This is a genomic window from Mesorhizobium shangrilense (assembly GCF_040537815.1).
Lineage (GTDB): Bacteria > Pseudomonadota > Alphaproteobacteria > Rhizobiales > Rhizobiaceae > Mesorhizobium > Mesorhizobium shangrilense.
The window spans coordinates 3,176,075-3,199,376 of the sequence record NZ_JBEWSZ010000001.1 but is presented as its reverse complement, the minus strand read 5'-3'; the positions used below and the strand labels follow the sequence as shown (position 1 = coordinate 3,199,376).

Genomic DNA, 23,302 nt, shown 5'->3' with positions numbered 1-23,302 from the left:
CAGTTACTTTACACGATGCGGGTGAGCGGCCTCATGTCCAAGGTTACCAGCGCAGTGAATGCGGCAAGGGCAGTCAAGGATGGCGCGATTGTCGCGGTCAATTCGTCGAGTGGATTGTGCTGCCCCGATCTGGTCCTGAAGGCACTTGGCGAGCGCTATCGTGACGAGCGCCATCCGGCCGGATTGACGATGGTTCATCCGATCGCGGCCGGCGACATGTTCGGCACCAAGGGCGTCGACCATCTGGCCCGGGACGGCATGATCGACACCATCATTGGCGGCTCCTATCCGTCGGGGCCGTCGTCGTCCGAGCCACCGCTGATCTGGCAGATGCTTGGCGAAGACCGTATCGCCGCCTACAACGTGCCGAGCGGCATCATGTTCGACATCCTGCGTGAAGCGGCCGGACATCGCCCGGGCGTGATCACCAAGGTCGGCCTCGAAACATTCGTCGATCCCGACCTCGACGGTTGCGCCATGAATGCCCGCGCACGCGCACGGCCAATCGTGCGCAAGATCGGCTTCGAGGGTGAAGAATGGCTGTTCTTCCCGTCGATCAAGCCGGATGTCGCGATCATTCGAGCCACGACGGCCGACGAGCGCGGCAACCTGACCTTCGAGCATGAGGGAGCCTATCTCGGCGCGATGGAACTTGCGCTTGCCGCGCATAATTGCGGCGGTGTGGTGATCGCGCAGGTCAAGCATGTCGCCCAGGCCGGCACGCTGCGCCCGCATGACGTGCGCGTGCCCGGCGTTCTGGTCGACATGATCGTCGAGGATCCCGAACAGATGCAGACCACCGCGACGGCTTACGATCCGGCCATTTCAGGTGAATTGTTCAGGCCGCTCGACACTTTCCGGCTGCCGGAATTCGACGCGGCCAAAACGATGGCGCGCCGGGTTGCGATGGAATTGCAGCGCGGATGGGTCGTCAACATTGGCTTTGGCATTTCGGCCAATGTACCGCGCATCTTCCTTGAGGAAGGCCGGCACGGCGAAGTGACCTGGGTGATCGAACAGGGTGCGGTTGGCGGCATTCCGCTGCTCGACTTCAAGTTCGGCTGCTCGGCAAATGCCGAGGCGTTCGTCGCCTCGCCGCACCAGTTCACCTATTTTCAGGCGGCGGGTTTCGACGCGTCGCTGCTTTCTTTCCTGCAGATCGGTGCCGACGGATCGGTCAACGTCTCGAAACTGTCGGCGCGGCCGCACGTCACCGCCGGCGCCGGCGGTTTCGTGGACATCACCTCACGGGCAAAGAAGATCGTCTTTTCCGGCTACTTCAACGCCGGGGCAAAGCTCTCGGTCAGCAACGGCAAGCTCTCCATCGACAAGGAGGGCAAGGTTGCCAAGCTGGTGCCAAACGTGGAGCAGGTGTCCTTTTCAGGCAAGCGGGCGACGGCACAGGGCCAAGATGTCACCTATGTTACAGAGCGTTGCGTGCTTCGCCTCATCGACGGCAAGGTCACGGTCACCGAGATCGCGCCCGGAATCGATCTGAACCGGGACATTCTGGGCCAGGCGGCGTTTCCGCTGGCGGTTGCCGACACCATCCGCCCGATGTCGGGGCATCTTTTCATTCCCGACCGCATGGACAGCCATTTTCGTCCCGCCGTGGCCGCCGAGTGATGTCGGAGGGTCAGCTCAACCTTGAGATAGACGGCCAGGTCGCGGTGGTGACGCTCGACCGTGCCGAGAAGCGCAATGCGCTGGATATGGCGATGATCGAGGGGCTTGTGGCGGCCTGCCGGACCATCGAGCACAACGCCGCAGTCAGGGTGGTGATCCTGACCGGCGCCGGCAACAGGGCCTTTTCGGCAGGCGGCGATATCCAGGCCTGGAGCGGCAAGTCACCAGACGATTTCGGGCGCTTCTGGCTGCGCGAAGGCCATGATGCCTTTGCCGCCATTGCCCGGCTTAGGCAACCGGTGATCGCCGTCCTCAATGGCGATGTGTTCGGCGGTGGACTGGAACTGGCGGCTTGCGCGGACCTGCGGATTGCCGAGCAGCATGTCAGGATCGCTCTGCCGGAAACCGGGCTCGGCATCATTCCGGGCTGGTCGGGCACACAGCGCGCCGCGCGCCGTTTCGGCGCGCAACTGGTGCGGCGCATGGCACTGTTCGGCGAGGTCTTCGATGCCCGGCAGGCGCTTGGTCTCGGCATTGTCGATCATGTCGTGGAGAGCGGTATGGGAATGGACAGGGCCCGTCAGGTCGCCGCGCAGGTCTACAGCCGAGCGCCACTTGCGACCGAGCTGACAAAGATGCTGGTCAATGCCGCCGAAGGCGAGGAGTCCGAGCGCGTTCTGGAGGCGATGGCAGGTATAGCGGCCGCACGGTCCGAGGACCTCCAGGAAGGGCTGGCTGCCTTCCGTGAAAAAAGGCCTGCACGGTTCTGATGCTTGTCAATTTGCCGGCAAAATAGCCAGCCGAGACTGCGATAAATGGGGAAGGGAGGGGCGATGATCCGCCATTTTGTGCTGCTGCGTTTTCGCGCCGATGTCAGCGCCGAAACCAAATCCGGGCTCTATGAGGAACTGGATCGCTTGCGGGATCACGTGCCGGGCATTGTCGCATTTCATGGCGGGTCGAATGTCAGCGTGGAAACCGACCTGATCCGGGGCAACCATGATGCATTCTGGGTCGACTTCGCAGATGAGAATGCGCGTGACGGCTATCTTCGCGATCCAAAGCACGAGGAGATCGGTGCGCGGATCGTGGCGTACACGCAAGGCGGCATTGATGGCGTGACGGTCGTCGATCTTCGGTTCTAGAGCAGTTCACCGTTTCACGGAAACGGCGAACCGCTCTAACTCTTTGTTTCGACGCAATTCCGGACGGAAAACCGTTTCACACTTTTCCTGGAATTGCCCTAGACGAGAGACAGCTCGACTGACCTAGCGATAGACCATCAGCTTGTTCTCTCCGGACTGCACCGGTTCCCCGCGCTGGTTGGTGACGGCGAAGCGCAGGGTGAGGATCCCGCGCGCCGTATTCCGTGTCTCCCGTTTGTTCGCGACGACGATGCGTGCACGAATCTCATCGCCGGCAAGGACGGGTGCGGCGAAAGTCCAGTCCCAGCCTAGCGAAGCGATTGCCCGAAACCCGGCCTGCGCCTGGTTCTTCAATCCGTCCACCAGCGACAGTACCAGCAATCCATGGGCGACGCGGGCTTGGAAGCCGTGGCGTTCCGCGCCTGCCTCGCTCATATGGATTTCGAAACGGTCGCCTGTCAGTTCGGCGAAAGCGTCGATCATCTGCTCCGTGACGGTCACGGCATCGGTCTCGAACCAATCGCCAACAGCGATGTCACCGTAGGACTGGTCCTGAGCTGTCAGTTGCCGGCCCGTTGCAGTCTCGGCCGTCATGCCGGCACCGGGGCATCCTCGCGGATCAGCTTGCGCTGCTTGAGATCAGCCCAGAATTCGGTCGGGATCTGGTGGCTGAACCATGCGAGATTCTGCGACAGCTGCTCCACTGTCCTTGTGCCGGCGCAGAAGGCCGGGATGGCGGGGTGGGCTACCACGAATTGCAGCGCGGCCGCGGGCAGCGGCACATTATGGTCGCGGCAGACGGCTTCGATCCTGGCGACCTTGTCCATCACCGCCGCGGGCGCTGGCGCGTAATTGTATTTGGCACCATCGACCGCGCCTGTCGCCAGGATGCCGGAGTTGAAGCCGCCGCCGACCATCACCGCGACGTTGCGCTCTTCGCAAAGCGGCAGGAATTCGTTGAGCGCATCCTGCTCCAGGAGCGTATAGCGCCCTGCCAGCAGGAAGCAGTCGAAGTCGCGCTGCCTGAGCGCTTCGAGGCAAACCTCCCACTCGTTGACGCCGACGCCGATCGCCTTGACCAAGCCTTCGGAGCGCAGCTTGTCCAGCGCGCGCCAGCAGCCATCCATGGCTTGCTTGAAAACCTCGGGCTGGGCGTCGCCACGCGTAAAGCGATCGATGTCGTGGATGAACAGCATGTCGATGTGCTCCAGCCCCAGGCGCTGAAGCGAATCCTCGAACGACCGCATCGTTCCATCATAGCTGTAGTCGAAGATCATCTCGTTCGCCGCGGCGTTCGTCCAAGGCGAAAAATCGATCTCGGATCGCCTCTTTGCCTTCAGCACGCGCCCGACCTTCGACGCGAGGACGAAGTCCGAACGGTTCTTCCAGCGCAGGGAATGGCCGACGCGCAGCTCCGAAAGTCCATGGCCGTACATCGGCGCGGTGTCGTAAAACCGGACGCCGGCGTTCCAGGCATGCTGGACCATGGCATCGGCCGTGGCGTCATCGATTTCCCTGAGAAAGTTCCCGATCGGCGCGGTGCCGAAGGCGAACGCCGTGACATCGAGATCGACCCGGCCGAACCTGCGCCTGGCTGAAGCTTGCATCCAATTTCCTCCCTTTAGTAACCATCTGGTTATTTTTATCGCAACTTATCGAACCGGGCAAGCCGCAGTTACGCGGGCCGAGCGCGCGCTTCGATTCTCCGTGCTTGACGGGGAAGCCGCATACGCGTTAGGAGTAACTAGATAGTTATAAGCGATGGACGAGATGCTTATCACAGACACCCAGCGCCAGGTGCGGGACATGGCCCGCCAGTTTGCCGACGAAGTCATCAGGCCGGCGGCCGAGGCGCTTGATCGCGACGAACGCTTCCCGGTGGAAATCTATGATCAGATGGGCGCGCTCGGCCTGTTCGGCGTCGGCGTTCCCGAGGAGATGGGCGGCCCTGGTTTCGATACGCTGACCTACGCACTGGTGATGGAGGAACTGTCACGAGGCTATGCGTCGGTCGCCGACCAGTGCGGCCTGGTCGAACTGATCAGCACGCTCCTGGTGCGCCACGGCACACCGTTGCAGCGCGAGCAATGGCTGGGTTCGGTGATGCGCGCCGAAACCAGGGTCGCCTACTGCATCACCGAGCCGGAGGCCGGCACCGACGTATCCGGCATCCGCACCACGGCAACGCGTGACGGAAGCGGCTGGCGGCTGAACGGTGGAAAAATCTGGATCCACAACGCGCCGGTCGCCGATGTCGGCTTCGTGCTGGCCCGCACCGACAAGGAAGCCGGGCATCGCGGCATGAGCATCTTCATCGTCGACCTGCATGCCAAGGGTGTCGAGCGCGGCCCGAAAGAGCACAAGATGGGCCAGCGCGCCAGCCAGGTCGGCGCGCTCAATTTCGCCGATGTCATGCTTGGTGAAGAGGCTCTGCTTGGCGAAGAGGGCAAGGGCTTCCACATGATGATGAGCGTGCTCGACAAAGGGCGCGTCGGTATTGCTTCGCTTGCGGTGGGTATCGGCCAGGCCGGACTGGAAGCGGCCGTCGACTATGCCCAGCAGCGCAGACAATTCGGCAAGGCCATCGTCGAGTTCCAGGGCGTCCAGTGGCTTTTGGCCGATATGGCCAAGGACATCGAGGCGGCACGTCTTCTGGTGCAGAGCGCGGCAGCCAAGATCGATGCCGGCGAGAATGCGACCAAGGCCTGCTCCATCGCCAAGTGTTTTGCGGGCGACATGGCGGTCGCGCGCACAGCTGACGCGGTACAGGTCTTCGGTGGCTCCGGCTACATCCGTGGTTTCGAGGTCGAGCGGCTTTATCGCGACGCCAAGATCACGCAGATCTATGAAGGCACCAACCAGATCCAGCGCATGATCATCGCGCGCGAACTGTTGAAGCATGGGGCGCGGGCATGATTGCCGCACCACGCCACGCAGTCCTGATCACCGGTTCGAGTCGTGGCATCGGGCTTGCCGCGGCACTCGAGCTGGCCGAAATCGGCTTCGCCATCGCTCTCAACGGCCCGGCCGACGACGACGAATTACGCGAGGCCGAGGCGACGGTCGCCGCGACCGGCGTTCCGGTGGTCCGGGTGGCCGGCGATGTCGGCGATCTTTCCTCGCATGATGTGCTGCTCGACCGGGTCGAGAATGCGATCGGCCCACTGTCGACCCTGATCAACAATGCCGGCGTGTCGGTGATGGATCGCGGTGATCCGCTCGACGTTTCGGAAGCGAGTTATGACCGCTGCCAAACGGTGAATGCCAAGGCGCAGTTCTTCCTCGGCCAGCGCTGGGCCCGGCGGCTGCTGACACGGCCGCGCGACGACGGCCGCTTCTACAGCCTCATCAACGTGTCGTCGTCCAATGCCGCCGCCGTGGCCGAACCGCGCGCCGAGTACTGCGTCTCCAAGGCCGCCTCCGCCATGATCAGCAAGGTGTTCGCCGTGCGGCTCGGGCGCGAGAACATCGCGGTCTACGATATCCAGCCAGGCCTGATCGAGACGGCGATGACCAGGGCCGTTTCGCAGACCTATCAGCGCAGGATCGACGAGGAAGGCCTGACCCTGATCCGCAGGTTCGGGCAGCCGCGGGATGTCGGCCGCATCATGGCGACCCTGGCGTCGGGTGCGCTGCCCTACACGACCGGCCATGTCATCTCGGCCGATGCCGGGATGCTGGTGCCGCGTTTCTGAGCTCCCGAGACCATGTGAGACAGGAGACGTCCCAATGATGATCAGTCTTCCCGATGCAAATGGCAGATTCTCCGATTATCGCATGAGCGGAAAGTCCGTTCCGGCGGCCAGGCTCCCGGAGCGCTCCGCCCGTGTGGTCTTTTCGGCTGCCCATGTCGTTGCCGACCCGTTCACCGACAAGGATCCGATGGGGTCGGCCAGCGTGGACTGGGACGCCACCATGGCATTCCGGCGCTATCTCGCGGATATGGGCCTCGGCATCGCCGAAGCGATGGATACGGCACAGCGCGGCATGGGCCTCGATTGGCCTGGCGCGTTGGAACTGATCCGCCGCACGAGGCAGGAACTGCCCGAAGCGCTGGTGTTCAACGGTTGCGGCACCGATCATCTCGACCCCGCCGCCACGCGTTCGCTTGACGATGTGCGGCGTGCCTATTTCGAACAGGTCGAGGCGATCCAGACATTTGGCGGACGGCTGATCCTGATGGCGAGTCGCGCGCTGGCGGCGGTCGCCTCCGGCCCGGACGATTATGTGTCGGTCTATCGCGACGTGCTTGGCCGCTGCGACAGACCGGTGATCCTGCATTGGCTCGGCGACATGTTCGATCCGGCACTTGCCGGCTACTGGGGAACGGACAGCTTCGAACAGGCGATGGAAACGGTGCTTGCCATCATTGTCGAGAACCAAGGCAAGGTGGACGGCATCAAGATATCGCTGCTCGACAAGGACAAGGAAATCCAGATGCGCCGCCGGCTGCCGGCGGGCGTCAAGATGTATACGGGCGACGATTTCAACTATCCAGAACTGATCGCCGGCGACGAGCACGGCTTTTCGCATGCGCTGCTCGGCATTTTCGACCCGCTGGCGCTGGCGGCGGCTCATGCGGTGGCAAGGCTGGGGGAGGGCGATGTCAGGGCGTTCCGTGATACGCTGGATCCCACCGTGCCGCTCGCGCGGCTGGTCTTCCGGGCGCCGACGCAACACTACAAGACGGGCGTGGTCTTTCTCGCCTGGCTGAACGGTTTCCAGGATCATTTCATCATGTTGGGTGGGGCGCAGGCCAAGCGCCCGCTGCCCTATTTCGTCGAGGCCTTCAAGCTAGCCGATGGCTGCGGGCTGCTACGCGATCCCGACATGGCGGCCAGCCGCATGCGGCGGCTGCTGGCGCTCTACGGTGCCTGAAGCAAGGCCGATGCGCGACTTTTCGAACGACCATTCCGCGTTGGCGCTCAACACGGCCACGCTCGGCCACAATGTCGACGGGCACGGCGCCGGCTGGCCGGTCGAGCGGGTCATCGATGCCTGTGCCGAGCGGGGTTTCGGTGGCATCGTCTTCTGGCGGCGCGAGATCGGCAGGCGGGGTGTCGAGATCGGGGATCGCTCGCGCGCCGCGGGGCTCACGGTGGCGGGTCTCTGCCGGGCGCCGTTCCTCGCCGGTCCGCTGGCGCTGCCGACGCGATCGGCGATCATGGACGATTTCCGCGCTTCCATCGATATGGCGGCGGAACTTGGAGCGCCAGTCCTGACGATCGTGGCCGGCGGCGTCGAGTCCGGCACGCGCGGCGTTGCCGAAAGTCTGAAACGTGTCGCCGATCGCGTCGCCGAGGCGGCTCCCTATGCGGCCACGCACAAGGTGAAACTGGCGCTCGAGCCTCTGCACCCCGTCTATGGCGGTGACCGCTCGTGCCTGGTGACCATGCGCGACGCGATCGATCTCTGCGAAGCCATCGGGCACGCCAATGTCGGGGTGGCCGTAGACGTCTACCATGTCTGGTGGGACACCTCGCTCGGTGTCGAATTGCAACGGGCCGGCGCGGGGCGCATCCTTGGCTATCATCTCTGCGACTGGCTGGCCGAGACACGCGACGTTCTCGTCGATCGCGGCATGATGGGCGACGGCGTCGCCGATCTGAAGGGGATCAGGGCTGCCGTCGAAACGGCGGGTTACCAAGGCCTGTGCGAGGTGGAAATCTTTTCCGCCGGCAACTGGTGGAAACGCGATCCGGCCGATGCGCTCGATGCCTGCGTCGAGCGCTTTCGAACGGTTTGCTGAAAACAAGAACAATCGCGAAGAGGTTGGTCTGCTTCTGCCTATTTGGAGAGAGATGTGGCGCGAGCCGCTTCCGCCCCTAAAAGCGGTTGGCGCGCGAGGGCATCGGGTTGATGGGATGATGGTTGTGCATCAGGATCATTCGAGATTGCGCGGCTAGGGGCACCAAAGCCGCCGCGAAGGTCGCAGCGATACATAAATCGCAGTGCTTCGCCCCGCCCCAAGACCGCCGGTGCCATCACATCATTCTCGTGTAATCGATGTGAACAGCTTGTCGAGAAGTTGGACGAGAGATTGCTGCTCTTCGCGCGTAAGTTCGGTGAACATGTCCTGATTGAGTTTCCACGCAAAATCCATGACTTCGGCGTAAAGCGTCCTGGCAACGTCGGTAAGCAGGAGATCGATCGATCGGCGGTCTTTGGCATTGGCTGTTTTCGTCAGCAAATCGCGCTTGATCAATCCAGTCACATAGCGGCTGACCTGTCCTTCATCCTGCTGCGTAGCGTGCGCCACGGCCCTTAGGGATGGTTTTCCCAGGTAGTGGATTACGGCCAATGTCCGCCATTCGCCAAGTGTGATCCCATAGCGGTCCAGCAAGGTATTTTGCGCCTGGCGGTCGTTGATGCGTGTCAGCAGCGCCAGGCGGTATGAGAACATGTCGCGGATGTCGCGAGGATGCACCCATGGCGGAGGGGTAGCATCCATCTCATCATCATATCGTTCAACTTTATTGGTTGACATTGTCAGGCATTATCCTTGATATTGTCAAATAATAGACGTGCCATGAAATTTGGCTCCCCGCAAGAAGGGACAATGGAGGAGAATGATATGTCGGGATTTTCCGGGCGACGCATGCGCCGTATAATTGCTGCTGCCTTGGTGGGCGGCATCACGCTCGCAGCCGGCATCGGCGCCGCTGCTGCCGAGAACGCCAAACTCAGATTTGCGTATCTGCTTGCCGATTCCGATTTGCCGATCCTTGTCGCGCAGAAGAATGGCGATTTCGCCAAGGCCGGCCTCGATGTCGAATTGACGGAAGTGCAGGGCGGCCCCGCCGTGGTCGCCGCCATCGCGTCCGGCTCGGCCGACGTCGGCTATTCCTCGCCGGTGCCGCCGATCAACGCCCGCCTGAACGGCATCAACGTGAAGATGGTCATGGCCCTGGGGCATGAAGTCGACCCGGACAGCAAATTCTCCTGGCTGGTCGCCTCTGGCGCTTCCGAAGTGACCAGCCTCGCCGGGCTGAAAGGCAAGAAGGTTGCCATCAATGCCAACGGTTCCTTGTGCGTGCTCACCTGGAGCGACCACATGGCAAAGGCCGGCGTCACAATGGGTGATGTCGAGACCGTGGTCCTGCCATTTCCGCAGCAGGAGGCGGCGCTCGAGCAAGGCGCGATCGATGCGACCTGCACGGTCAACCCCTTCTACGCCTCGATCGTCAAGAACCAGGCGATCGGCGCAAAGATACTGGCCACAGGTGTTTTGGCCGACGAGAAGATACCGGTGCTCAACGATGTCATCTTCGCCAGTGACGACTATGTCGCCAACAACGCCGACGCCCTGAAGGCGTTCGGCAAGGTCATCTTCGACACGCGCCAGACGCTGCTGGCGGACAGGGGCGCGATGGAAGCGGCGGCGAGCGAATTTCTCGGACTGACGCCCGAGGCGGCAAAGGATTTCAACCTGCCGGTGGTCAAGCGCGAACTGACCATCTCGGAAGCCGAGGTGCAGGTGCTGCTTGATGCGATGAAGCGCGCCGGCATGACCACGCAGGATATCCCGGTGAAGGACATGGTCGCCAATATGGCACCTTGAACGAGATACCGCGGATAGCGCTGCAACCGTCCTGGAGGGACTATGGACGTCGTGTTGAATGCGCAGGGGCTGACGAAGACATACGGAAAGGGCATCGACGCCCTGGAGGTTCTCGGCGGCGTGTCCTTTACGGTCGGGCGAGGTGAATTCGTTTCGATTGTCGGCCCTTCGGGATGCGGCAAGACGACGTTGCTGTTTGCGATGGCCGGATTGCAGGCGCTGACTTCCGGCACGGTTACCTTCAACGGCCGGGTGGTGACCGCGCCGCCCAGGGGCGTTGCCGTGGTCTTCCAGGATTACTCGCGCTCGCTGTTTCCCTGGAAGAACAACCGGGACAATGTGGCTTTTGGCATGGCTCGCGTCGAAGGTCTTTCTTCCGCGCAAAAGCGTGACAAGGCTCAGGACATGCTGGAGGCGGTCGGACTGTCCGGCTTTGGCGACAGATATCCCTGGCAGTTGTCGGGCGGCATGCAGCAGCGTGTGGCAATCGCACGCGGTCTTGCCTCGCAGAGTGAACTGCTTTTGCTGGACGAACCGCTCGCTGCCGTCGACGCACAGACCCGTGCCGATATGCAGGATCTCTTGCTCGACCTTGCCATGCGCTTCAAACAGACCTGCGTGCTGGTAACGCATGATGTGGAGGAAGCGGTCTACATGGCCGACCGCGTCGTTGTTCTCACCCGGCGGCCGACCGTTGTCGACCATGAGATCGTGATCGATCTCGGCAAGAAGCGCGATCAGATCACAACGCGCGAAGATGCCAGGTTCCTTGCCGCGCGCCACGATGTGATGACAAGTATACGCACCATGCGTTGCGCGGCGCCGGCCAAGGTCGCGTGATTGCGATGCAGGGTATCCGTGCATTGGATCTGCTGCTGCGGTTTCGCGCGTTCATTTCCTTTCTGATCATCGTCGCCGCCTGGCAGGCCATAGCGATGCTGGGCCTTGTGCCGGAAAAGTATTTTCCAGGCATTCCCGCAATAGCGCCCGGCTTGTGGAACATGATGACGTCCGGCGAACTGGCGCGTGCCGAGTGGCTTACCTTGCTGCGGGCTCTGACTGGCCTGGCGGCTGCGTCCGTGCTCGGTATCGGCCTTGCCGTCCTCAGCGATCTCTCGCCGATCTTTCGCCGTGGCTTCGCGCCGATCGCAGCGCTGGTGCAGCCGATCCCGCCCGCGGCCGTGGTGCCGATGGCCGTGTTCATGCTGGGGCTGGGGCCAAAACTCTACGCCTTCATCATCATTCTGGTCACCGTCTGGCCTCCTTACTTCAACGGGGTCGCCGCGCTCGCCAGCGTTTCGGACGTTCAAATTCGCAGCGGGCAAATGCTTGGGTTGAGCCGCTGGCAAATCCTGCGGCAGATCAAGTTCCAGGCCGCCTTGCCGGAGATATTCGCCGGCATACGCTACGCTTCGACTATCAGCCTCATTGCCGTGGTCGTCGCCGAAATGCTGGCCGGTCATGACGGGCTCGGATTTCTGCTTATCCGAAAGGCCTTCGCCTTACGCATTCCGGAAGTCTATGCGTTGATGTTCGTCTGCGCCGCAAACGGCATTTTGATGAATGCCGTCGTCAATGCCTTGCGCTGGCGGCTGGCTGGGTGGCACCTGCGCATGACAGGGCAGCCGGCATGAAAACCTCGCGGATCCAAGAAAGTCTCGGCGGGCTCATCGTGCCCCTGGCCATATTGCTTGCCTGGCAGGCTCTGGCATGGCGGGCCTCGACCCCGCTTTTTCCTGGCCCATGGCAAGTCGTCCTGGCGATCTGCAAGGTCTATCCGCAGATTGTCGGCCAGATCGGCTATACGCTGATGCGAGCCGCCAACGGCTTTTTAGTCGCCGCGATCCTGACGATCCCATTGGGTATTCTGCTCGGGCGCCTGAAGATCGTGGGTGCGATTCTCGAACCGATCATGGACATGCTGGCGACGCTACCGCCGCCGGCGGTCATTCCCATCGTCATGCTTTTCGCCGGAACAGGCGACACGGCCAAGATCGCGATCATCGCCTATGCGGCGGCCGTTCCCCTCCTCATGAACACCTATGAGGCATCCAAGACGTTGCATCCCATGGCCAATCTCGTGGCGCGTTCGCTGCGGCTCAGCCGGCTCGAGACGATGATGTGGATTGATTTGCCGACATCCTTGCCGATGATAGCGACAGGCATTCGGCTGGCGGTGGCGTCGGCCTTGCTGGTCAGCGTCACCGCCGAGATGCTGCTTGCCACCAACGGCATCGGCGTCTTCATCCAACGCGAGCAGGATAACTTTCAGATCGCCAACGGTCTGGCTGCCATCGCATTCATCGCGGTGATCGGGCTGATCGTCAACGATCTGGTCTTCCGATTGGAGAAGCGCTGGCTATTCTGGCACTACCGCTCGTCCGAAACGCACAACAACGGGTAGATGATGCGCCGTAACGTCCTTTTCATCATGTGCGACCAACTGCGCTTCGACTATCTGAGTTGCGCCGGCCACCGGACGCTCGACACCCCGAACATCGATCGCCTGGCCAGCCGTGGCGTGCGCTTCACGAATGCCTACGTTCAATCGACGGTCTGCGGTCCGTCACGCATGAGCGCCTACACGGGCCGCTACGTACGCTCGCACGGCTCAACCCAGAACGGCGTGCCGCTTCGGGTCGGCGAACCAACACTTGGCGATCATCTTCGCGAGGTCGGTGTGCGCTGCGCCTTGATCGGCAAGACCCATATGGCCGCGGACGACGAAGGGATGGAGCGCCTTGGCATCGACCGGAGTTCCATCATCGGCGTGCATATCGCCGAATGCGGCTTCGAACCTTTCGAACGCGATGACGGCCTGCACCCATCAACTGCGTATGACCCCGATCCGGCCTACGACGCCTATCTGCGCGAGCACGGCTTTGACGCCGACAATCCGTGGGAGCATTGGGCCAATTCGGGCGAAGGTAGAAACGGCGAGAACTTCAATGGCTGGCTGCTGGTCCATGCCGACAAGGCGGCCCGTATTCCCGAGGAACATTCCGAGACGCCCTATATGACGCGTCGCGCCATGCGCTTCATCGAGGAAGCGGAGGCAGCGGGACAATCCTGGTGCGCCCACCTTTCCTACATCAAGCCGCATTGGCCCTACATCGTGCCGGCGCCTTACCATGCGATGTTTGGCAAGCAGGACGTGCAGCCGGCGGTCCGTAGCGAGGCTGAACGCCTGTCGCCCAATCCGGTCTATGGCGCATTTCAGGAGGAACGCTATTCGCGCAACTTCTCTCGTGACGAGGTGCGCGAGACCGTCATCCCCTGTTACATGGGCCTCATCAAGCAGATCGACGATCAACTCGGGCACCTCTTCGCGTTCATGGAAGAGCGCGGCTTGTTTGAAAACACCATGATCGTCTTCACATCGGACCATGGCGACTATCTCGGCGACCACTGGCTCGGCGAGAAATACATGTTTCACGACGTTTCGGTGAAAGTGCCGATGATCGTCTACGACCCCTCGAAGGAGGCCGATGCCAGTCGCGGCACGACATCCGACGCCTTGGTGGAGATGATCGACCTGGCGCCGACGTTCCTCGACCATTTCGGCGGCAAGGCCAAGCCGCACATTCTGGAGGGCCGGTCGCTGCTGTCCTTGTTGCGGGCGCAATCGTCAGGCGCCTGGCGGCGCTATGCGATCAGCGAATACGACTTCAGCGCCGACATGGCCCGGCTGAAGCTCAATCTGCCCGTGGGCGACTGCAAGCTTTACATGATCACGGACGGTCATTTCAAACTGATCCATGGCGAGGCGACGCCGCCCATGCTTTTCGATGTGACGAACGACCCTCGGGAACTGAATGACCGAGGGCGCGATCCAGCGTCGGCGGAGACAGTGGCACACCTGCGCCGGGCGCTGTTCCATTGGCTGGCCACACCCAGGAACCGCATCACCGTCGAGGACAGTTGGCTGACCGCCGACGATGACAAGATGCGCCATTTCGATCCGCTGGTCGGCCCTGGAGTTTTGATCGGCTATTGGGACGAAGCCGAACTCGCCGGCCAGCATGAGGCGCGTCGCAAATGGCTTGAAGAAACGGAATTGCCCGTCAACCAACAGCCTTGACAGGGAGCGCGTCGGGGTCACCAAGGCCTATCGCGCCGGCCAGATGATCGACTGTTCTGCGATAGTGATCCTCCAGCAGCGCGGTGGCGCACGCGGCGTCGCGATCGAGTGTCGCTTGTGCCAGCGCGCTGTGTTCCGCCTGCACGTCCCGCCCCGAGGGATGGGCGGCGGCCAGAAGGACCGGAATGCGATAGCGCTCGGTTGCGGCATACAGGCGTTCGAAGAATTCCAGTGTCCACGGCGATTTGCAGGCGGCCAGCAGAGCGCGGTGGAAGGCGTAGTGTCGTGCTTCGAGTGCCCAGATATCGGCTTCGGAACCGGTGCGGCCGACCTGCAGGTTGAGGGCGTAGAGAGCTGAGACGATTCCCGCCGCCCAATCGTCGTTACCGAGCCGGATCGCGGCGCGCAGCGCCTCCGTTTCGATCTGGATGCGGACGGACATGGCGTCGTGCAACTCGTCCAGCGACAGGGGCGCGACTCGGAAGCCGCGCAGCGATTCGGCGGTGACCAGCCGTTCCGCCTGCAGGCGGTTCAAGGCTTCGCGCAGCGGCGAGAAGCCCATGCCGTAGCGTTCGCTGAGATCGGCCAGTCGCAGCGGGCGCCCTGGCGCAAATTCGCCGCGGATGATGTCGTGACGCAGGGCGTCGTAGGCTTTTTCGGCAAGGGTCATGCGACGTTCCTCTGCCCTTGGGATTACTCCAGAGGCTGGTTGTCGGCAATTGCAATAATTTTCGAAAATCATACTTGCTTTCGAAAAAGACATGGATCATTTTCTCGCGGCGGGAAAACGGACATGAGGGTCGCATGACACAGCAGCGCGAGAACCATCGTGAAGACGTCGCTGGGCGGGCCAATGTCGAGGATACGCCTGAGCTTCTGGCCTATTACGAGGACCTCGACCGCCTCGGCGCGGGCGCGCTGTGGACGGTGGCCAACAAGATCGAGCCGTGGGAGCCGCAGTCGCAGTCGGTGCCGGTGGTCTGGCGCTACCGCGACCTGCGCGACAATGTGTTGCGCTCGGTCGATCTGGTGACACCGGAGAAGGCGGGGCGGCGGGTGGTCTATCTGCGCAACCCGGGTCGCGGCGACGTTGCCGCCGCCGTTGGCTGGCTCTATGCCGGGCTGCAGGTGATGAACCCTGGCGAAGTGGCAAGTGCCCATCGTCATTCCGCTTCGGCGATCCGTTTCATCATGGAAGGTTCGGGCGCCTTTACGGTCGTCGACGGCCACAAGATGACGCTGGGCGCGAACGATTTCGTGCTGACCCCGAACGGCACCTGGCACGAACACGGGGTGGAGGCGACGGGCACGCCCTGTATCTGGCAGGATGGGCTCGACATACCCTTCGTCAACGCGATGGAGGCGAATTTCTACGAGGTGCACCCCGACCTGCGGCAGGCCGTCGGCCACAAGGTCGACGACATGACCAAGACGTGGGGCAACCCGGGGCTGAGGCCGATGGGGCAGGGCTGGAGCCATGGCTATAGCCCGATGTTCAAATACGAATGGGCGCCGACCTACGAGTCGCTGCTGAAATATGCCAGCTGCACGGACGGTTCGCCGTTTGATGGGGTTCTGATGGAATATGTGAACCCGGTGACCAACGGGCCGGTGATGCAGACCATGGGTGCGTCCATGCAAATGCTGCGTCCGGGCGAGCGCACGAAGGCGCACCGCCACACCGGCAGCGGTCTTTTCCATGTGGCCAAGGGTGGCGGCCATTCGATCATCAACGGCAAGCGTTACGACTGGCAGGAACACGACATCTTCTGTGTTCCTTCCTGGGCCTGGCATGAGCATGTCAATGGCTCGGACCGGGACGATGCCTGCCTCTTCTGCCTGTCGGACCTGCCGGTGATGCGGGCGCTGGGTCTCTATCGCGAACAGGCGCTCGGCGAAAACGGCGGCTTCCAGCCGCTCCTTTGAAGGAAAGACAGATGAAACTTGTGACTTATCGCGCCTCGGTCGAGGCGGCGGCGCGGCTTGGCGTGGTCGTGGACGATCTGGTGGTGGATGTGGAGGCGCTGGCCGCGTCGCAGGGCGAAGACCTGCCCGACACGATGCTCGGGCTGATCGACGCCGGCCGGCCGGGACTGGAGACCTTGCGCGACTGCCTGGAGCAGGCCGAGGGCCGGTTTCCAGCGGGCAGCGCCACGGCACTGGCCAATGTGCGGCTGCTGGCGCCGATCCCGCGGCCACGCAAGAACATCTTCGGCATCGGGCTGAACTATGTCGAGCATGTCGCGGAAAGCGCCAAGTCGCTGGACACGTCGAAGGACCTGCCGAAGCAGCCGGTGGTGTTCTCGAAGCCGCCGACGGCCGTGATCGGGCCGGGCGACGCCATCGAGCACAACCGCAAGATGACACAGCAGCTCGACTGGGAGGTGGAACTGGCGGTGATCATCGGCACCACGGCGCGGCGGGTGCGCAAGCAAGACGCGCTCGGCCATGTCTTCGGCTATTCGGTGATGGTCGACGTATCGGCCCGCGACAACCGGCGGGCGGGGCAATGGATCTTTTCCAAGGGGCAGGACACCTATGCCCCCTTCGGCCCGTGCATCGTCACCGCCGACGAAATTCCCGATCCACAGGTCCTTGCCCTCTGGCTGACGGTGAACGGGGTGGAGAAGCAGCGCTCGAACACGCGCCACATGCTGTTCAAGGTGGATGATCTGATCGCCGACATCTCGACCGGCATCACGCTCGAGCCGGGCGACATCATCGCCTCGGGCACGCCGGAAGGCGTCGGCGCCGGGCGCAATCCGCAAGAGTGGATGTGGCCGGGCGACGTGGTCGTGGCCTGTGTGGAAGGCATCGGCTCGCTGCGGCATCCGATCGTCGATGCAACACCGGAGTAAGCCTGTGACCCGCTTCAAGGCTGCCGTCGTGCAGATGGCCTCGCGCCCGGACGACCCGCTGGCCACGGCCGAAGCTGCCGCCGCCCGCCTGCGCGAGGCGGCGGCGAACGGCGCGCGACTGGTGGTGTTTCCCGAGGCGCTCGTGGGCGGCTATCCGAAAGGTGCCAGTTTCGGTGCGCCCATCGGGCTCCGAAAGCCCGAGGGTCGCGCGGCCTTCGCTCGTTACCATGCAGCGGCGATCGATCCCGGCGGGCCGGAGGTGGCCGTGCTGGCCGATGCCGCGGCCGAGACCGGAGCCTTTGTCGTGGTCGGCGTTATCGAGCGCGACGGAGCCACGCTCTACTGCACCGTACTCTATATCGACGGGGCGAAAGGTGTCGTCGGCAAGCACAGGAAGCTGATGCCCACGGCGGGCGAGCGACTGATCTGGGGCTTTGGCGATGGCTCCACCTTGCCGGTGTTCCGCACCGAACTGGGCTCCATCGGCGCCGTGATCTGCTGGGAAAACTACATGCCCGCGCTGCGCATGCACATGTATCATCAAGGTGTCACGCTCTATTGCGCGCCGACCGCCGACGACCGCGACACCTGGCTGCCGACGATGCAGCATATCGCGCTGGAGGGGCGGACCTTTGTGCTGACCGCTTGCCAGCACATCACCCGGGCAGCGTACGGGCCGGACCATGAAAGCGCATTGGGAGACGAGCCTGACCGGGTGATGATGCGCGGCGGCTCGGCCATCGTCAGCCCGATGGGCCGCGTTCTGGCAGGTCCGGATTTCAGCGGCGAGACGATCCTGTACGCCGAGATCGACCCGGACGAGGTGATACGCGCGAAGTACGATTTCGACGTGACCGGGCACTACGCGCGGCCGGACGTGTTCAGTCTGACGGTGGACACGCGCGCGAAACAGGCTGTTCGCGAGGTCTGATGCGCTTCGATCTGGAAGACGTCGGCACCCAGAATGCTTACAAGCTTCTGGCCGCCACGGTGATGCCCCGGCCCATAGCCTGGGTCGTCACGCAGGATGCCGCAGGCCGGCTCAACGCGGCGCCCTACAGTTTCTTCAATGTGATGGGATCGGCGCCGCCGACGATTGCCATCGGCATCCTCGGTGATCCCGAGCGGGGCTTCAAGGACACCGCGCGCAATATCCTGGACACCGGGGAGTTCGTGGTGAACCTCGTCCCCGAGCGGCTGGTTCGAGCCATGAACGTCACCGCGATCGACGCTCCACGGGGCGTCGACGAACTGTCGCTGGCGGACCTTGCCACTTTGCCCTCGGCCCGTGTCCGGCCGCCGCGCATCGCGGAAAGCCCGGTTGCCTTCGAATGCGTCTCGCTCTCCTCGGTCGTCACCGGACCGGCGCAGGTCATCGTCATCGGACGGGTGCTGACCGTCCATGTCGCCGACGACTGCGTGCTGGACCCCGGTCGCGCCCATATCGATACGCCCAGGCTCGATCTTGTCGCCCGCTCCTATGGCAGCGACTACGTGCGCAGCCGCGACACGTTCAGCCTGGCTCGCCCCCTTTGGCGCGACTGGCCGACCGGTGAACCGACGAAATTGTCGAGCGATACGTAATTTTCGAAAATCCTGTTGACAGCCGCGCCAAAACAATAAAACTTAACTCATGAGTAAAGAAATTCGCTGAGCTGCGGATCGGCGGGGGAGGATATCGCAATGCTTCAGGAGCGCGTCGAAGGGCGGTGGCTCGATTGCTTTCGGCGCGTCTTTGCGCTGAACGCCATCGGCAAGGGCACCAAGGTGGCCATCCTGTCGGAGACGCAGTCGCGACCAGTGCTGGTGCACCTTTCTGACCTGGCGCTGCACGATCTTGGCGCGGAATACTGCATGATCCAGATGCCGACGCCGCGGCAGGCCGCACCCGTGCCGGTGAAGTCGACGGGCACCTCCTGGGCGATCCAGCACAACCGCGCGGTGATCGAGGCGCTCAAGCGTGTCGAGGTGATCGTCGACTGCACGGTCGAGGGGCTTATCCACGCTCCTGAGTGGCCCGAAATCGAAGAGGCGGGCGGCACGCGTCTCCTGGTGGTCTGCAACGAGCATCCGGAGATTCTCGAGCGCACCGAACCGATGGCCGAACTCGGCCCGAAAGTGGCGCTTGGCGTCCAGATGCTGCGCGAAGCCAGCGAGATGCGCGTCACTTCGGTCGCGGGAACCGATCTGATCATCGACCTGCGCGGCGCGCCCTGCGGCGGCACGCCCGGCTTTGGGACCCAGCCCGGCGCGGTGGCGCACTGGCCCGGCGGGTTGTGCCTCGCCTTTCCTGGCCAGAACAGCGTCAACGGGCGCATCGTCATGGACGTCGGCGATATGAACCTGACGTTCAAGACCGCGCTCACCAGCCGCATAGACTTCACCGTCGAGAACGACTTCGTCACCGCCATCAAGGGCGATGGCATCGATGCCCTTCATTTCCGCGAATACATGGAGGCCTGGGACGACCGCAACGCCTACGGCATGAGCCATGTCGGCTGGGGCATGCATCCGCGAGCCCGCTGGGTTTCGGCCGTGATGTACGACAAGCGCGACATGCAGGCTGTCGAGTTCCGGGCGCTGGCCGGCTCGTTCCTGTGGTCGACGGGGGCGAACCAGTATGCCGGGCGCTACACGCTCGGCCATTTCGATCTGCCGATGCGCAACTGCACGATAGCGCTGGATGGCAAGGTCGTCGTCAAGGACGGCGTCCTGCAAGGAGAACTGGCGCTCTGACGCCTTCGGAGAAAAAAGCATGAGCGATATTGCCGACTATTACGACCTGTCCCGCATCCGCCCCGAGGTGCAGGATGTGCTGCGCCGGGTGAATGAGCTGGGCCGCGACAAGTTCGCCCCTCGCGCCAAGGCTGTCGACGACGACGCCTCGTTTCCGGTCGAAAACTACAAGGACCTCGCGGCCGAAGGGTTCCTGGGCCTCTGCATTCCGCGCGAGTTCGGCGGCTGGGGCTTCTCGATGTTCGAATACGCCATGGTCGGCGCCGAGATCGGCAAATATTGCGGCGCCAGCGCGCTGACTTTCAACATGCACAATTCGTCCATGGCCTGGTCCCGCTTCATGTTCGAGATGCCGAACCTGACCGCGCAGGAGAAGGCGACTTTCGCCCCGCTGCGCGAACGCCAGTTCCGCCGCGCCATTGCCGAGAAGGCGATCTTCTCGCAGCCCATATCGGAAGGCGGACAGAACTGGACCTCGAAGCCGAACCAGACGCAGTGCCGCAAGGTCGAGGGCGGCTGGAAGATCAACGGTTTCAAGAAGTTCGCGTCGCTGGCCGGCTATTGCGACTACTACACCATCGTCTGCACCGAGGTCTTCGAAGGGCAGGAACCGCGCCACGAGGACACGATGCTGTTCGTCGTCCACAAGGATACGCCCGGTCTCAGCGTCAAGGGTGATTGGGATCCGCTCGGCATGCGCGGCACCAACAGCCGCGATCTGATCCTCAAGGACGTGTTCGTCACCGCGGACGACATGCTGATGCCGCGCGGCATCTTCAACAAGACGCTGGCCAACTGGCCGCACATGATGATCACGCTTTCGCCCACCTATATGGGCGTGGCGCAGGGCGCCTACGATTTCATGGTGGACTACCTGAAGGGCAAGATCCCCGGCCAGCCGCCGGTCGACCGCCGCATGTATGCCACCAAGCGCATCGCCGTCGGCAAGATGTACGCGCGGCTCGCCAACATGCGGGCGCTGTGGTGGCAGGCCTTCGGCGAGGCCAAGGGCTTCCCGACCAAGGCCGAGGTGCTGCGCATGTACGCCGCGCAGTACAATGTGATGGAAGGCGCCGCCGAGATGACGTCGATGGCGATCCGCACCTGCGGCGGCCAGTCGATGCTGAAGTCCTTGCCGCTGGAACGCATGTACCGCGACAGCCGTTGCGGCGCGCTGATGCTGCCCTTCACTTCGGAGATCATGGAGGATTATCTGGGCGTGCTGGCCCTCTACGACATGGACGAGATCGAGCACGCCCCAGGCGACGAGGGCGGTGCCCGCACCTCGCTGTGGCGCGGCGATGCCGCCACGTCGCACGGCGTTCGGTAGACATCCATGCCGCGCGATCAGGTCAAGGTCATCGGCCACAGCCCAGCCTCTCCAGAGGCGGTGTGGGCCGTTGCCGGCGACTTCTGTGGGCAATGGCACCCGGCCATCGCCACGATCCGCGCCGAACGCGACGGGCGCGGCTCGCTGATCCGCGCCTTCACCGTGCATGGCGAGGACACGCTCTACCGCGAACAGCGGACCTGGTTCAGCGACAGCGACCGAACGATCGGCTACACCCATCTGCAAGGCATCGCCGACGTCGACGCCTATGATGCCCACCTGGCGATAGCCGAGGCTGAACAGGGCGGCAGTTCGATCCTCTGGAGCGCCACGATCAGCGCCCCGGCGTCGCGGCTGACGGCGATCCGCGAGGGCACCAAGGCGATTTTCGAGGCCGGGATCGCGGCTCTTTCGGAGCAGGCGCGGCATGGCGAAGCGGCGACGCCCGACGCAAAGCTGCCTGCCGTGGCGCCTGTCGAGAACCTGGCTTTCGGCGAGAGGCCCCGGCTTGCACTGTCGGTCACACCGCCGAAGGACGGACCGCTTTGCCTGTTCCTGCACGGCATTGGCGGCGCGCGCGGGAACTGGCTGCGGCAGCTGGCTGCTGCCGGAAACGTGATGCGCGCCGCCGCGCTCGATCTGCGGGGATACGGGGACAGCACGCTCGGGCCGCGCCAGTCCACGGTCGACGACTACTGCGCCGATATACTGCGCGTGAGGGAGGCGTTGGGCGCCGACCGGCTGGTTCTGGCAGGCCTGTCCTACGGATCCTGGATCGCCACCTCCTTCGCCATGCGCCATCCCGAACTGCTCGCCGGACTGGTGTTGTCGGGCGGCTGCACGGGAATGTCGGAGGCTGAACCGGCCGAACGTGAAGCCTTCCGCGTCAGCCGCGAAGTGCCGCTCGATGCCGGCCAGGCTCCGGTCGATTTCGCTCCTGGCGTGGTGAAAGTGCTGGCGGGGCCGAACGCTCCGGAAGAGGTAAGGACGCGGCTGTTCGATTCGATGGCGGCCATTCCGGCCACGACATATCGCGATGCGCTGGTGTGCTTCACCAGCCCGCGTGAAAGGTTCGATTTTTCGCGCCTGACCATGCCCGTGCTGATGATGACGGGCGAACACGACCGACTGGCGCCGCCAGCGGAAATCAGGGGTGTCGCGAGCCGCGTCCTCACCCAGGCCCGCATGGCCGACATGCGCTACGAGACCATCGCGGACGCCGGCCATGTCTGCAACGTCGAACGGCCGGAGATCTACAACCGCATCCTTCTGGATTTCCTCGGAAGGCTGTCGCAATGACCGTCCTTCCCCGCCGGCAACAGAACCGGATTGATCGCGAGCGGCGCATTCTGGCGGCCGGGCTGAAGGTCTTTTCCGAAACCGGCTATTCCGGCGCGACGATGGATGCGGTCGCCGTCGAGGCAGGGCTCTCGAAACCGACGCTCTACCAGTACTTCCAATCGAAGGAGGCGCTCTTCTCGGCCATGATGGTCGGCGAGCGCGATCAGATGCTGGAATTCTTCCAGCACCCCTCCGGCAAGGGTATGGTGGCCGACCTCCTGGGCTTCGCTTGGGACTACGCCGATACGGTGCTGCGCCCCGACCTCCTGTCGCTTGCCCGGCTGATCATTGGCGAGGTGCAGCGTTTCCCCGAAATAGGTCTGGCCTATCAGGAATTCGGCCCGGATCGCCTGCTGCGCGGCATCATGGATTATCTGGAAGGGCGCAGGGCCGACGGGCAACTCGCTTTCGAGGATGCCGAACTGGCCGCCCAGGATCTTTGGGGTCTGATCCTCTCTGCTCCGCGGACCCAGGCCCTCTACATGCCAGACCGCCCGCCCAGCCGGGCCCATGTGGCGCGCTATTTGAACAACGGTTTGCGGGTTTTCCTGAAGGCCTATTCAACCCGACCCGAGGATGACCTTGCCGCACTAGAGGCGCTCATAAGCGCCCAACCTTAACAGC

Annotated in this window: 24 protein-coding genes; 20 read left to right on the top strand and 4 right to left on the bottom strand. The window is 63.2% G+C overall.

Annotation, left to right across the window (positions count from 1 at the left end; all coding sequences use genetic code 11):
- The first annotated feature begins 15 nt into the window (after positions 1-15).
- From ABVQ20_RS15765 to ABVQ20_RS15755, 3 genes are all read left to right on the top strand, one after another.
- A complete protein-coding gene (locus ABVQ20_RS15765; protein WP_354462188.1) occupies positions 16-1,626 on the top strand; it encodes an acyl CoA:acetate/3-ketoacid CoA transferase in 1,611 nt (536 codons plus the stop codon).
- Positions 1,626-2,396: an enoyl-CoA hydratase/isomerase family protein gene (locus ABVQ20_RS15760; RefSeq protein ID WP_354460435.1), complete on the top strand. Its 771-nt coding sequence runs from the start codon at positions 1,626-1,628 to the stop codon at positions 2,394-2,396. The genes ABVQ20_RS15765 and ABVQ20_RS15760 overlap by 1 nt, the downstream gene beginning before the upstream one ends.
- A gap of 63 nt (positions 2,397-2,459) precedes the next feature.
- Positions 2,460-2,771: a Dabb family protein gene (locus tag ABVQ20_RS15755; protein WP_354460434.1), complete on the top strand. Its 312-nt coding sequence runs from the start codon at positions 2,460-2,462 to the stop codon at positions 2,769-2,771.
- Positions 2,772-2,894: 123 nt separating this feature from the next.
- On the opposite strand, the gene ABVQ20_RS15750 is transcribed toward ABVQ20_RS15755, so the two are convergent.
- Positions 2,895-3,365, bottom strand: coding sequence for a MaoC family dehydratase (locus ABVQ20_RS15750; protein WP_354460433.1), 471 nt, complete (start codon positions 3,363-3,365; stop codon positions 2,895-2,897).
- Positions 3,362-4,378, bottom strand: coding sequence for an aldo/keto reductase (locus ABVQ20_RS15745; protein ID WP_354460432.1), 1,017 nt, complete (start codon positions 4,376-4,378; stop codon positions 3,362-3,364). The genes ABVQ20_RS15750 and ABVQ20_RS15745 overlap by 4 nt, the downstream gene beginning before the upstream one ends.
- 163 nt (positions 4,379-4,541) lie before the next feature.
- Between ABVQ20_RS15745 and ABVQ20_RS15740 the strand changes: the two genes are divergently transcribed.
- The 4 genes from ABVQ20_RS15740 to ABVQ20_RS15725 are packed head-to-tail and all read left to right on the top strand — an operon-like array spanning position 4,542 to position 8,520.
- Positions 4,542-5,687, top strand: coding sequence for an acyl-CoA dehydrogenase family protein (locus tag ABVQ20_RS15740; RefSeq protein ID WP_354460431.1), 1,146 nt, complete (start codon positions 4,542-4,544; stop codon positions 5,685-5,687).
- Positions 5,684-6,466 carry a 3-ketoacyl-ACP reductase gene (locus ABVQ20_RS15735; RefSeq protein ID WP_354460430.1) on the top strand — a complete coding sequence of 261 codons (783 nt, stop codon included), beginning with the start codon at positions 5,684-5,686 and terminating at the stop codon, positions 6,464-6,466. The genes ABVQ20_RS15740 and ABVQ20_RS15735 overlap by 4 nt, the downstream gene beginning before the upstream one ends.
- A 34-nt stretch (positions 6,467-6,500) precedes the next feature.
- Positions 6,501-7,649, top strand: coding sequence for a dihydrodipicolinate synthase family protein (locus ABVQ20_RS15730; RefSeq protein WP_354460429.1), 1,149 nt, complete (start codon positions 6,501-6,503; stop codon positions 7,647-7,649).
- Between the two features lie 10 nt (positions 7,650-7,659).
- On the top strand, positions 7,660-8,520 hold the full coding sequence (locus ABVQ20_RS15725) for a sugar phosphate isomerase/epimerase family protein (RefSeq protein ID WP_354460427.1): 861 nt from the start codon (positions 7,660-7,662) through the stop codon (positions 8,518-8,520).
- Between the two features lie 240 nt (positions 8,521-8,760).
- Here the strand turns inward: ABVQ20_RS15725 and ABVQ20_RS15720 are convergent, their stop codons facing one another.
- Complete coding sequence (locus ABVQ20_RS15720; protein ID WP_354460426.1) at positions 8,761-9,258, bottom strand: MarR family winged helix-turn-helix transcriptional regulator; 498 nt, start codon at positions 9,256-9,258, stop codon at positions 8,761-8,763.
- An 87-nt stretch (positions 9,259-9,345) separates the two neighbouring features.
- On the opposite strand from ABVQ20_RS15720, the gene ABVQ20_RS15715 reads away from it, so the two are divergent.
- Genes ABVQ20_RS15715 through ABVQ20_RS15695 form a run of 5 tightly spaced genes read left to right on the top strand, consistent with a single transcriptional unit; the run spans position 9,346 to position 14,413 of the window.
- Entirely contained in the window at positions 9,346-10,332 is a 987-nt protein-coding gene (locus tag ABVQ20_RS15715) for an ABC transporter substrate-binding protein (RefSeq protein ID WP_354460424.1), read from the top strand.
- A gap of 42 nt (positions 10,333-10,374) precedes the next feature.
- Positions 10,375-11,172: an ABC transporter ATP-binding protein gene (locus tag ABVQ20_RS15710; protein ID WP_354460423.1), complete on the top strand. Its 798-nt coding sequence runs from the start codon at positions 10,375-10,377 to the stop codon at positions 11,170-11,172.
- Positions 11,173-11,177: 5 nt separating this feature from the next.
- The gene (locus ABVQ20_RS15705) at positions 11,178-11,966 is read left to right on the top strand and encodes an ABC transporter permease (RefSeq protein WP_354460422.1); all 789 of its coding nucleotides are present in this window, start codon (positions 11,178-11,180) and stop codon (positions 11,964-11,966) included.
- Positions 11,963-12,736: an ABC transporter permease gene (locus ABVQ20_RS15700; protein ID WP_354460421.1), complete on the top strand. Its 774-nt coding sequence runs from the start codon at positions 11,963-11,965 to the stop codon at positions 12,734-12,736. Before ABVQ20_RS15705 ends, ABVQ20_RS15700 begins: the two co-directional genes overlap by 4 nt.
- On the top strand, positions 12,737-14,413 hold the full coding sequence (locus ABVQ20_RS15695; protein ID WP_354460420.1) for a sulfatase-like hydrolase/transferase: 1,677 nt from the start codon (positions 12,737-12,739) through the stop codon (positions 14,411-14,413).
- Here the strand turns inward: ABVQ20_RS15695 and ABVQ20_RS15690 are convergent.
- Complete coding sequence (locus ABVQ20_RS15690) at positions 14,397-15,083, bottom strand: GntR family transcriptional regulator (protein ID WP_354460419.1); 687 nt, start codon at positions 15,081-15,083, stop codon at positions 14,397-14,399. The two genes, ABVQ20_RS15695 and ABVQ20_RS15690, sit on opposite strands and share 17 nt — an antisense overlap.
- Before the next feature lie 134 nt (positions 15,084-15,217).
- Between ABVQ20_RS15690 and ABVQ20_RS15685 the strand changes: the two genes are divergently transcribed.
- The 8 genes from ABVQ20_RS15685 to ABVQ20_RS15650 all read left to right on the top strand — a co-directional run bounded on the left by ABVQ20_RS15685 (position 15,218) and on the right by ABVQ20_RS15650 (position 23,298).
- Positions 15,218-16,339, top strand: coding sequence for a cupin domain-containing protein (locus ABVQ20_RS15685; RefSeq protein ID WP_354460418.1), 1,122 nt, complete (start codon positions 15,218-15,220; stop codon positions 16,337-16,339).
- An 11-nt stretch (positions 16,340-16,350) separates the two neighbouring features.
- On the top strand, positions 16,351-17,271 hold the full coding sequence (locus ABVQ20_RS15680; RefSeq protein ID WP_354460417.1) for a fumarylacetoacetate hydrolase family protein: 921 nt from the start codon (positions 16,351-16,353) through the stop codon (positions 17,269-17,271).
- Positions 17,272-17,275: 4 nt separating this feature from the next.
- Entirely contained in the window at positions 17,276-18,202 is a 927-nt protein-coding gene (locus ABVQ20_RS15675; protein WP_354460416.1) for a carbon-nitrogen hydrolase family protein, read from the top strand.
- Complete coding sequence (locus ABVQ20_RS15670; RefSeq protein ID WP_354460415.1) at positions 18,202-18,855, top strand: flavin reductase family protein; 654 nt, start codon at positions 18,202-18,204, stop codon at positions 18,853-18,855. Before ABVQ20_RS15675 ends, ABVQ20_RS15670 begins: the two co-directional genes overlap by 1 nt.
- 99 nt (positions 18,856-18,954) lie before the next feature.
- Positions 18,955-20,007: a 2,5-dihydroxypyridine 5,6-dioxygenase NicX family protein gene (locus ABVQ20_RS15665; protein ID WP_354460414.1), complete on the top strand. Its 1,053-nt coding sequence runs from the start codon at positions 18,955-18,957 to the stop codon at positions 20,005-20,007.
- Between the two features lie 19 nt (positions 20,008-20,026).
- On the top strand, positions 20,027-21,337 hold the full coding sequence (locus ABVQ20_RS15660; protein WP_354460413.1) for an acyl-CoA dehydrogenase family protein: 1,311 nt from the start codon (positions 20,027-20,029) through the stop codon (positions 21,335-21,337).
- A gap of 6 nt (positions 21,338-21,343) precedes the next feature.
- Entirely contained in the window at positions 21,344-22,636 is a 1,293-nt protein-coding gene (locus tag ABVQ20_RS15655) for an alpha/beta fold hydrolase (RefSeq protein WP_354460412.1), read from the top strand.
- On the top strand, positions 22,633-23,298 hold the full coding sequence (locus tag ABVQ20_RS15650; protein ID WP_354460411.1) for a TetR/AcrR family transcriptional regulator: 666 nt from the start codon (positions 22,633-22,635) through the stop codon (positions 23,296-23,298). Before ABVQ20_RS15655 ends, ABVQ20_RS15650 begins: the two co-directional genes overlap by 4 nt.
- The last annotated feature ends 4 nt before the right edge of the window (positions 23,299-23,302 follow it).

Bases quoted from the DNA above. Each gene is read 5' to 3' on its own strand.
- ABVQ20_RS15760 (WP_354460435.1), top strand. From the start codon at position 1,626: ATGTCGGAGGGTCAGCTCAACCTTGAGATAGACGGCCAGGTCGCGGTG.
- ABVQ20_RS15660 (WP_354460413.1), top strand. From the start codon at position 20,027: ATGAGCGATATTGCCGACTATTACGACCTGTCCCGCATCCGCCCCGAG.
- ABVQ20_RS15715 (WP_354460424.1), top strand. From the start codon at position 9,346: ATGTCGGGATTTTCCGGGCGACGCATGCGCCGTATAATTGCTGCTGCC.
- ABVQ20_RS15690 (WP_354460419.1), bottom strand. From the start codon at position 15,083: ATGACCCTTGCCGAAAAAGCCTACGACGCCCTGCGTCACGACATCATC.
- ABVQ20_RS15750 (WP_354460433.1), bottom strand. From the start codon at position 3,365: ATGACGGCCGAGACTGCAACGGGCCGGCAACTGACAGCTCAGGACCAG.
- ABVQ20_RS15735 (WP_354460430.1), top strand. From the start codon at position 5,684: ATGATTGCCGCACCACGCCACGCAGTCCTGATCACCGGTTCGAGTCGT.
- ABVQ20_RS15670 (WP_354460415.1), top strand. From the start codon at position 18,202: ATGCGCTTCGATCTGGAAGACGTCGGCACCCAGAATGCTTACAAGCTT.
- ABVQ20_RS15655 (WP_354460412.1), top strand. From the start codon at position 21,344: ATGCCGCGCGATCAGGTCAAGGTCATCGGCCACAGCCCAGCCTCTCCA.
- ABVQ20_RS15695 (WP_354460420.1), top strand. From the start codon at position 12,737: ATGATGCGCCGTAACGTCCTTTTCATCATGTGCGACCAACTGCGCTTC.
- ABVQ20_RS15680 (WP_354460417.1), top strand. From the start codon at position 16,351: ATGAAACTTGTGACTTATCGCGCCTCGGTCGAGGCGGCGGCGCGGCTT.
- ABVQ20_RS15730 (WP_354460429.1), top strand. From the start codon at position 6,501: ATGATGATCAGTCTTCCCGATGCAAATGGCAGATTCTCCGATTATCGC.
- ABVQ20_RS15665 (WP_354460414.1), top strand. From the start codon at position 18,955: ATGCTTCAGGAGCGCGTCGAAGGGCGGTGGCTCGATTGCTTTCGGCGC.
- ABVQ20_RS15705 (WP_354460422.1), top strand. From the start codon at position 11,178: ATGCAGGGTATCCGTGCATTGGATCTGCTGCTGCGGTTTCGCGCGTTC.
- ABVQ20_RS15700 (WP_354460421.1), top strand. From the start codon at position 11,963: ATGAAAACCTCGCGGATCCAAGAAAGTCTCGGCGGGCTCATCGTGCCC.
- ABVQ20_RS15650 (WP_354460411.1), top strand. From the start codon at position 22,633: ATGACCGTCCTTCCCCGCCGGCAACAGAACCGGATTGATCGCGAGCGG.
- ABVQ20_RS15685 (WP_354460418.1), top strand. From the start codon at position 15,218: ATGACACAGCAGCGCGAGAACCATCGTGAAGACGTCGCTGGGCGGGCC.
- ABVQ20_RS15725 (WP_354460427.1), top strand. From the start codon at position 7,660: ATGCGCGACTTTTCGAACGACCATTCCGCGTTGGCGCTCAACACGGCC.
- ABVQ20_RS15745 (WP_354460432.1), bottom strand. From the start codon at position 4,378: ATGCAAGCTTCAGCCAGGCGCAGGTTCGGCCGGGTCGATCTCGATGTC.
- ABVQ20_RS15755 (WP_354460434.1), top strand. From the start codon at position 2,460: ATGATCCGCCATTTTGTGCTGCTGCGTTTTCGCGCCGATGTCAGCGCC.
- ABVQ20_RS15740 (WP_354460431.1), top strand. From the start codon at position 4,542: ATGCTTATCACAGACACCCAGCGCCAGGTGCGGGACATGGCCCGCCAG.
- ABVQ20_RS15710 (WP_354460423.1), top strand. From the start codon at position 10,375: ATGGACGTCGTGTTGAATGCGCAGGGGCTGACGAAGACATACGGAAAG.
- ABVQ20_RS15765 (WP_354462188.1), top strand. From the start codon at position 16: ATGCGGGTGAGCGGCCTCATGTCCAAGGTTACCAGCGCAGTGAATGCG.
- ABVQ20_RS15720 (WP_354460426.1), bottom strand. From the start codon at position 9,258: ATGTCAACCAATAAAGTTGAACGATATGATGATGAGATGGATGCTACC.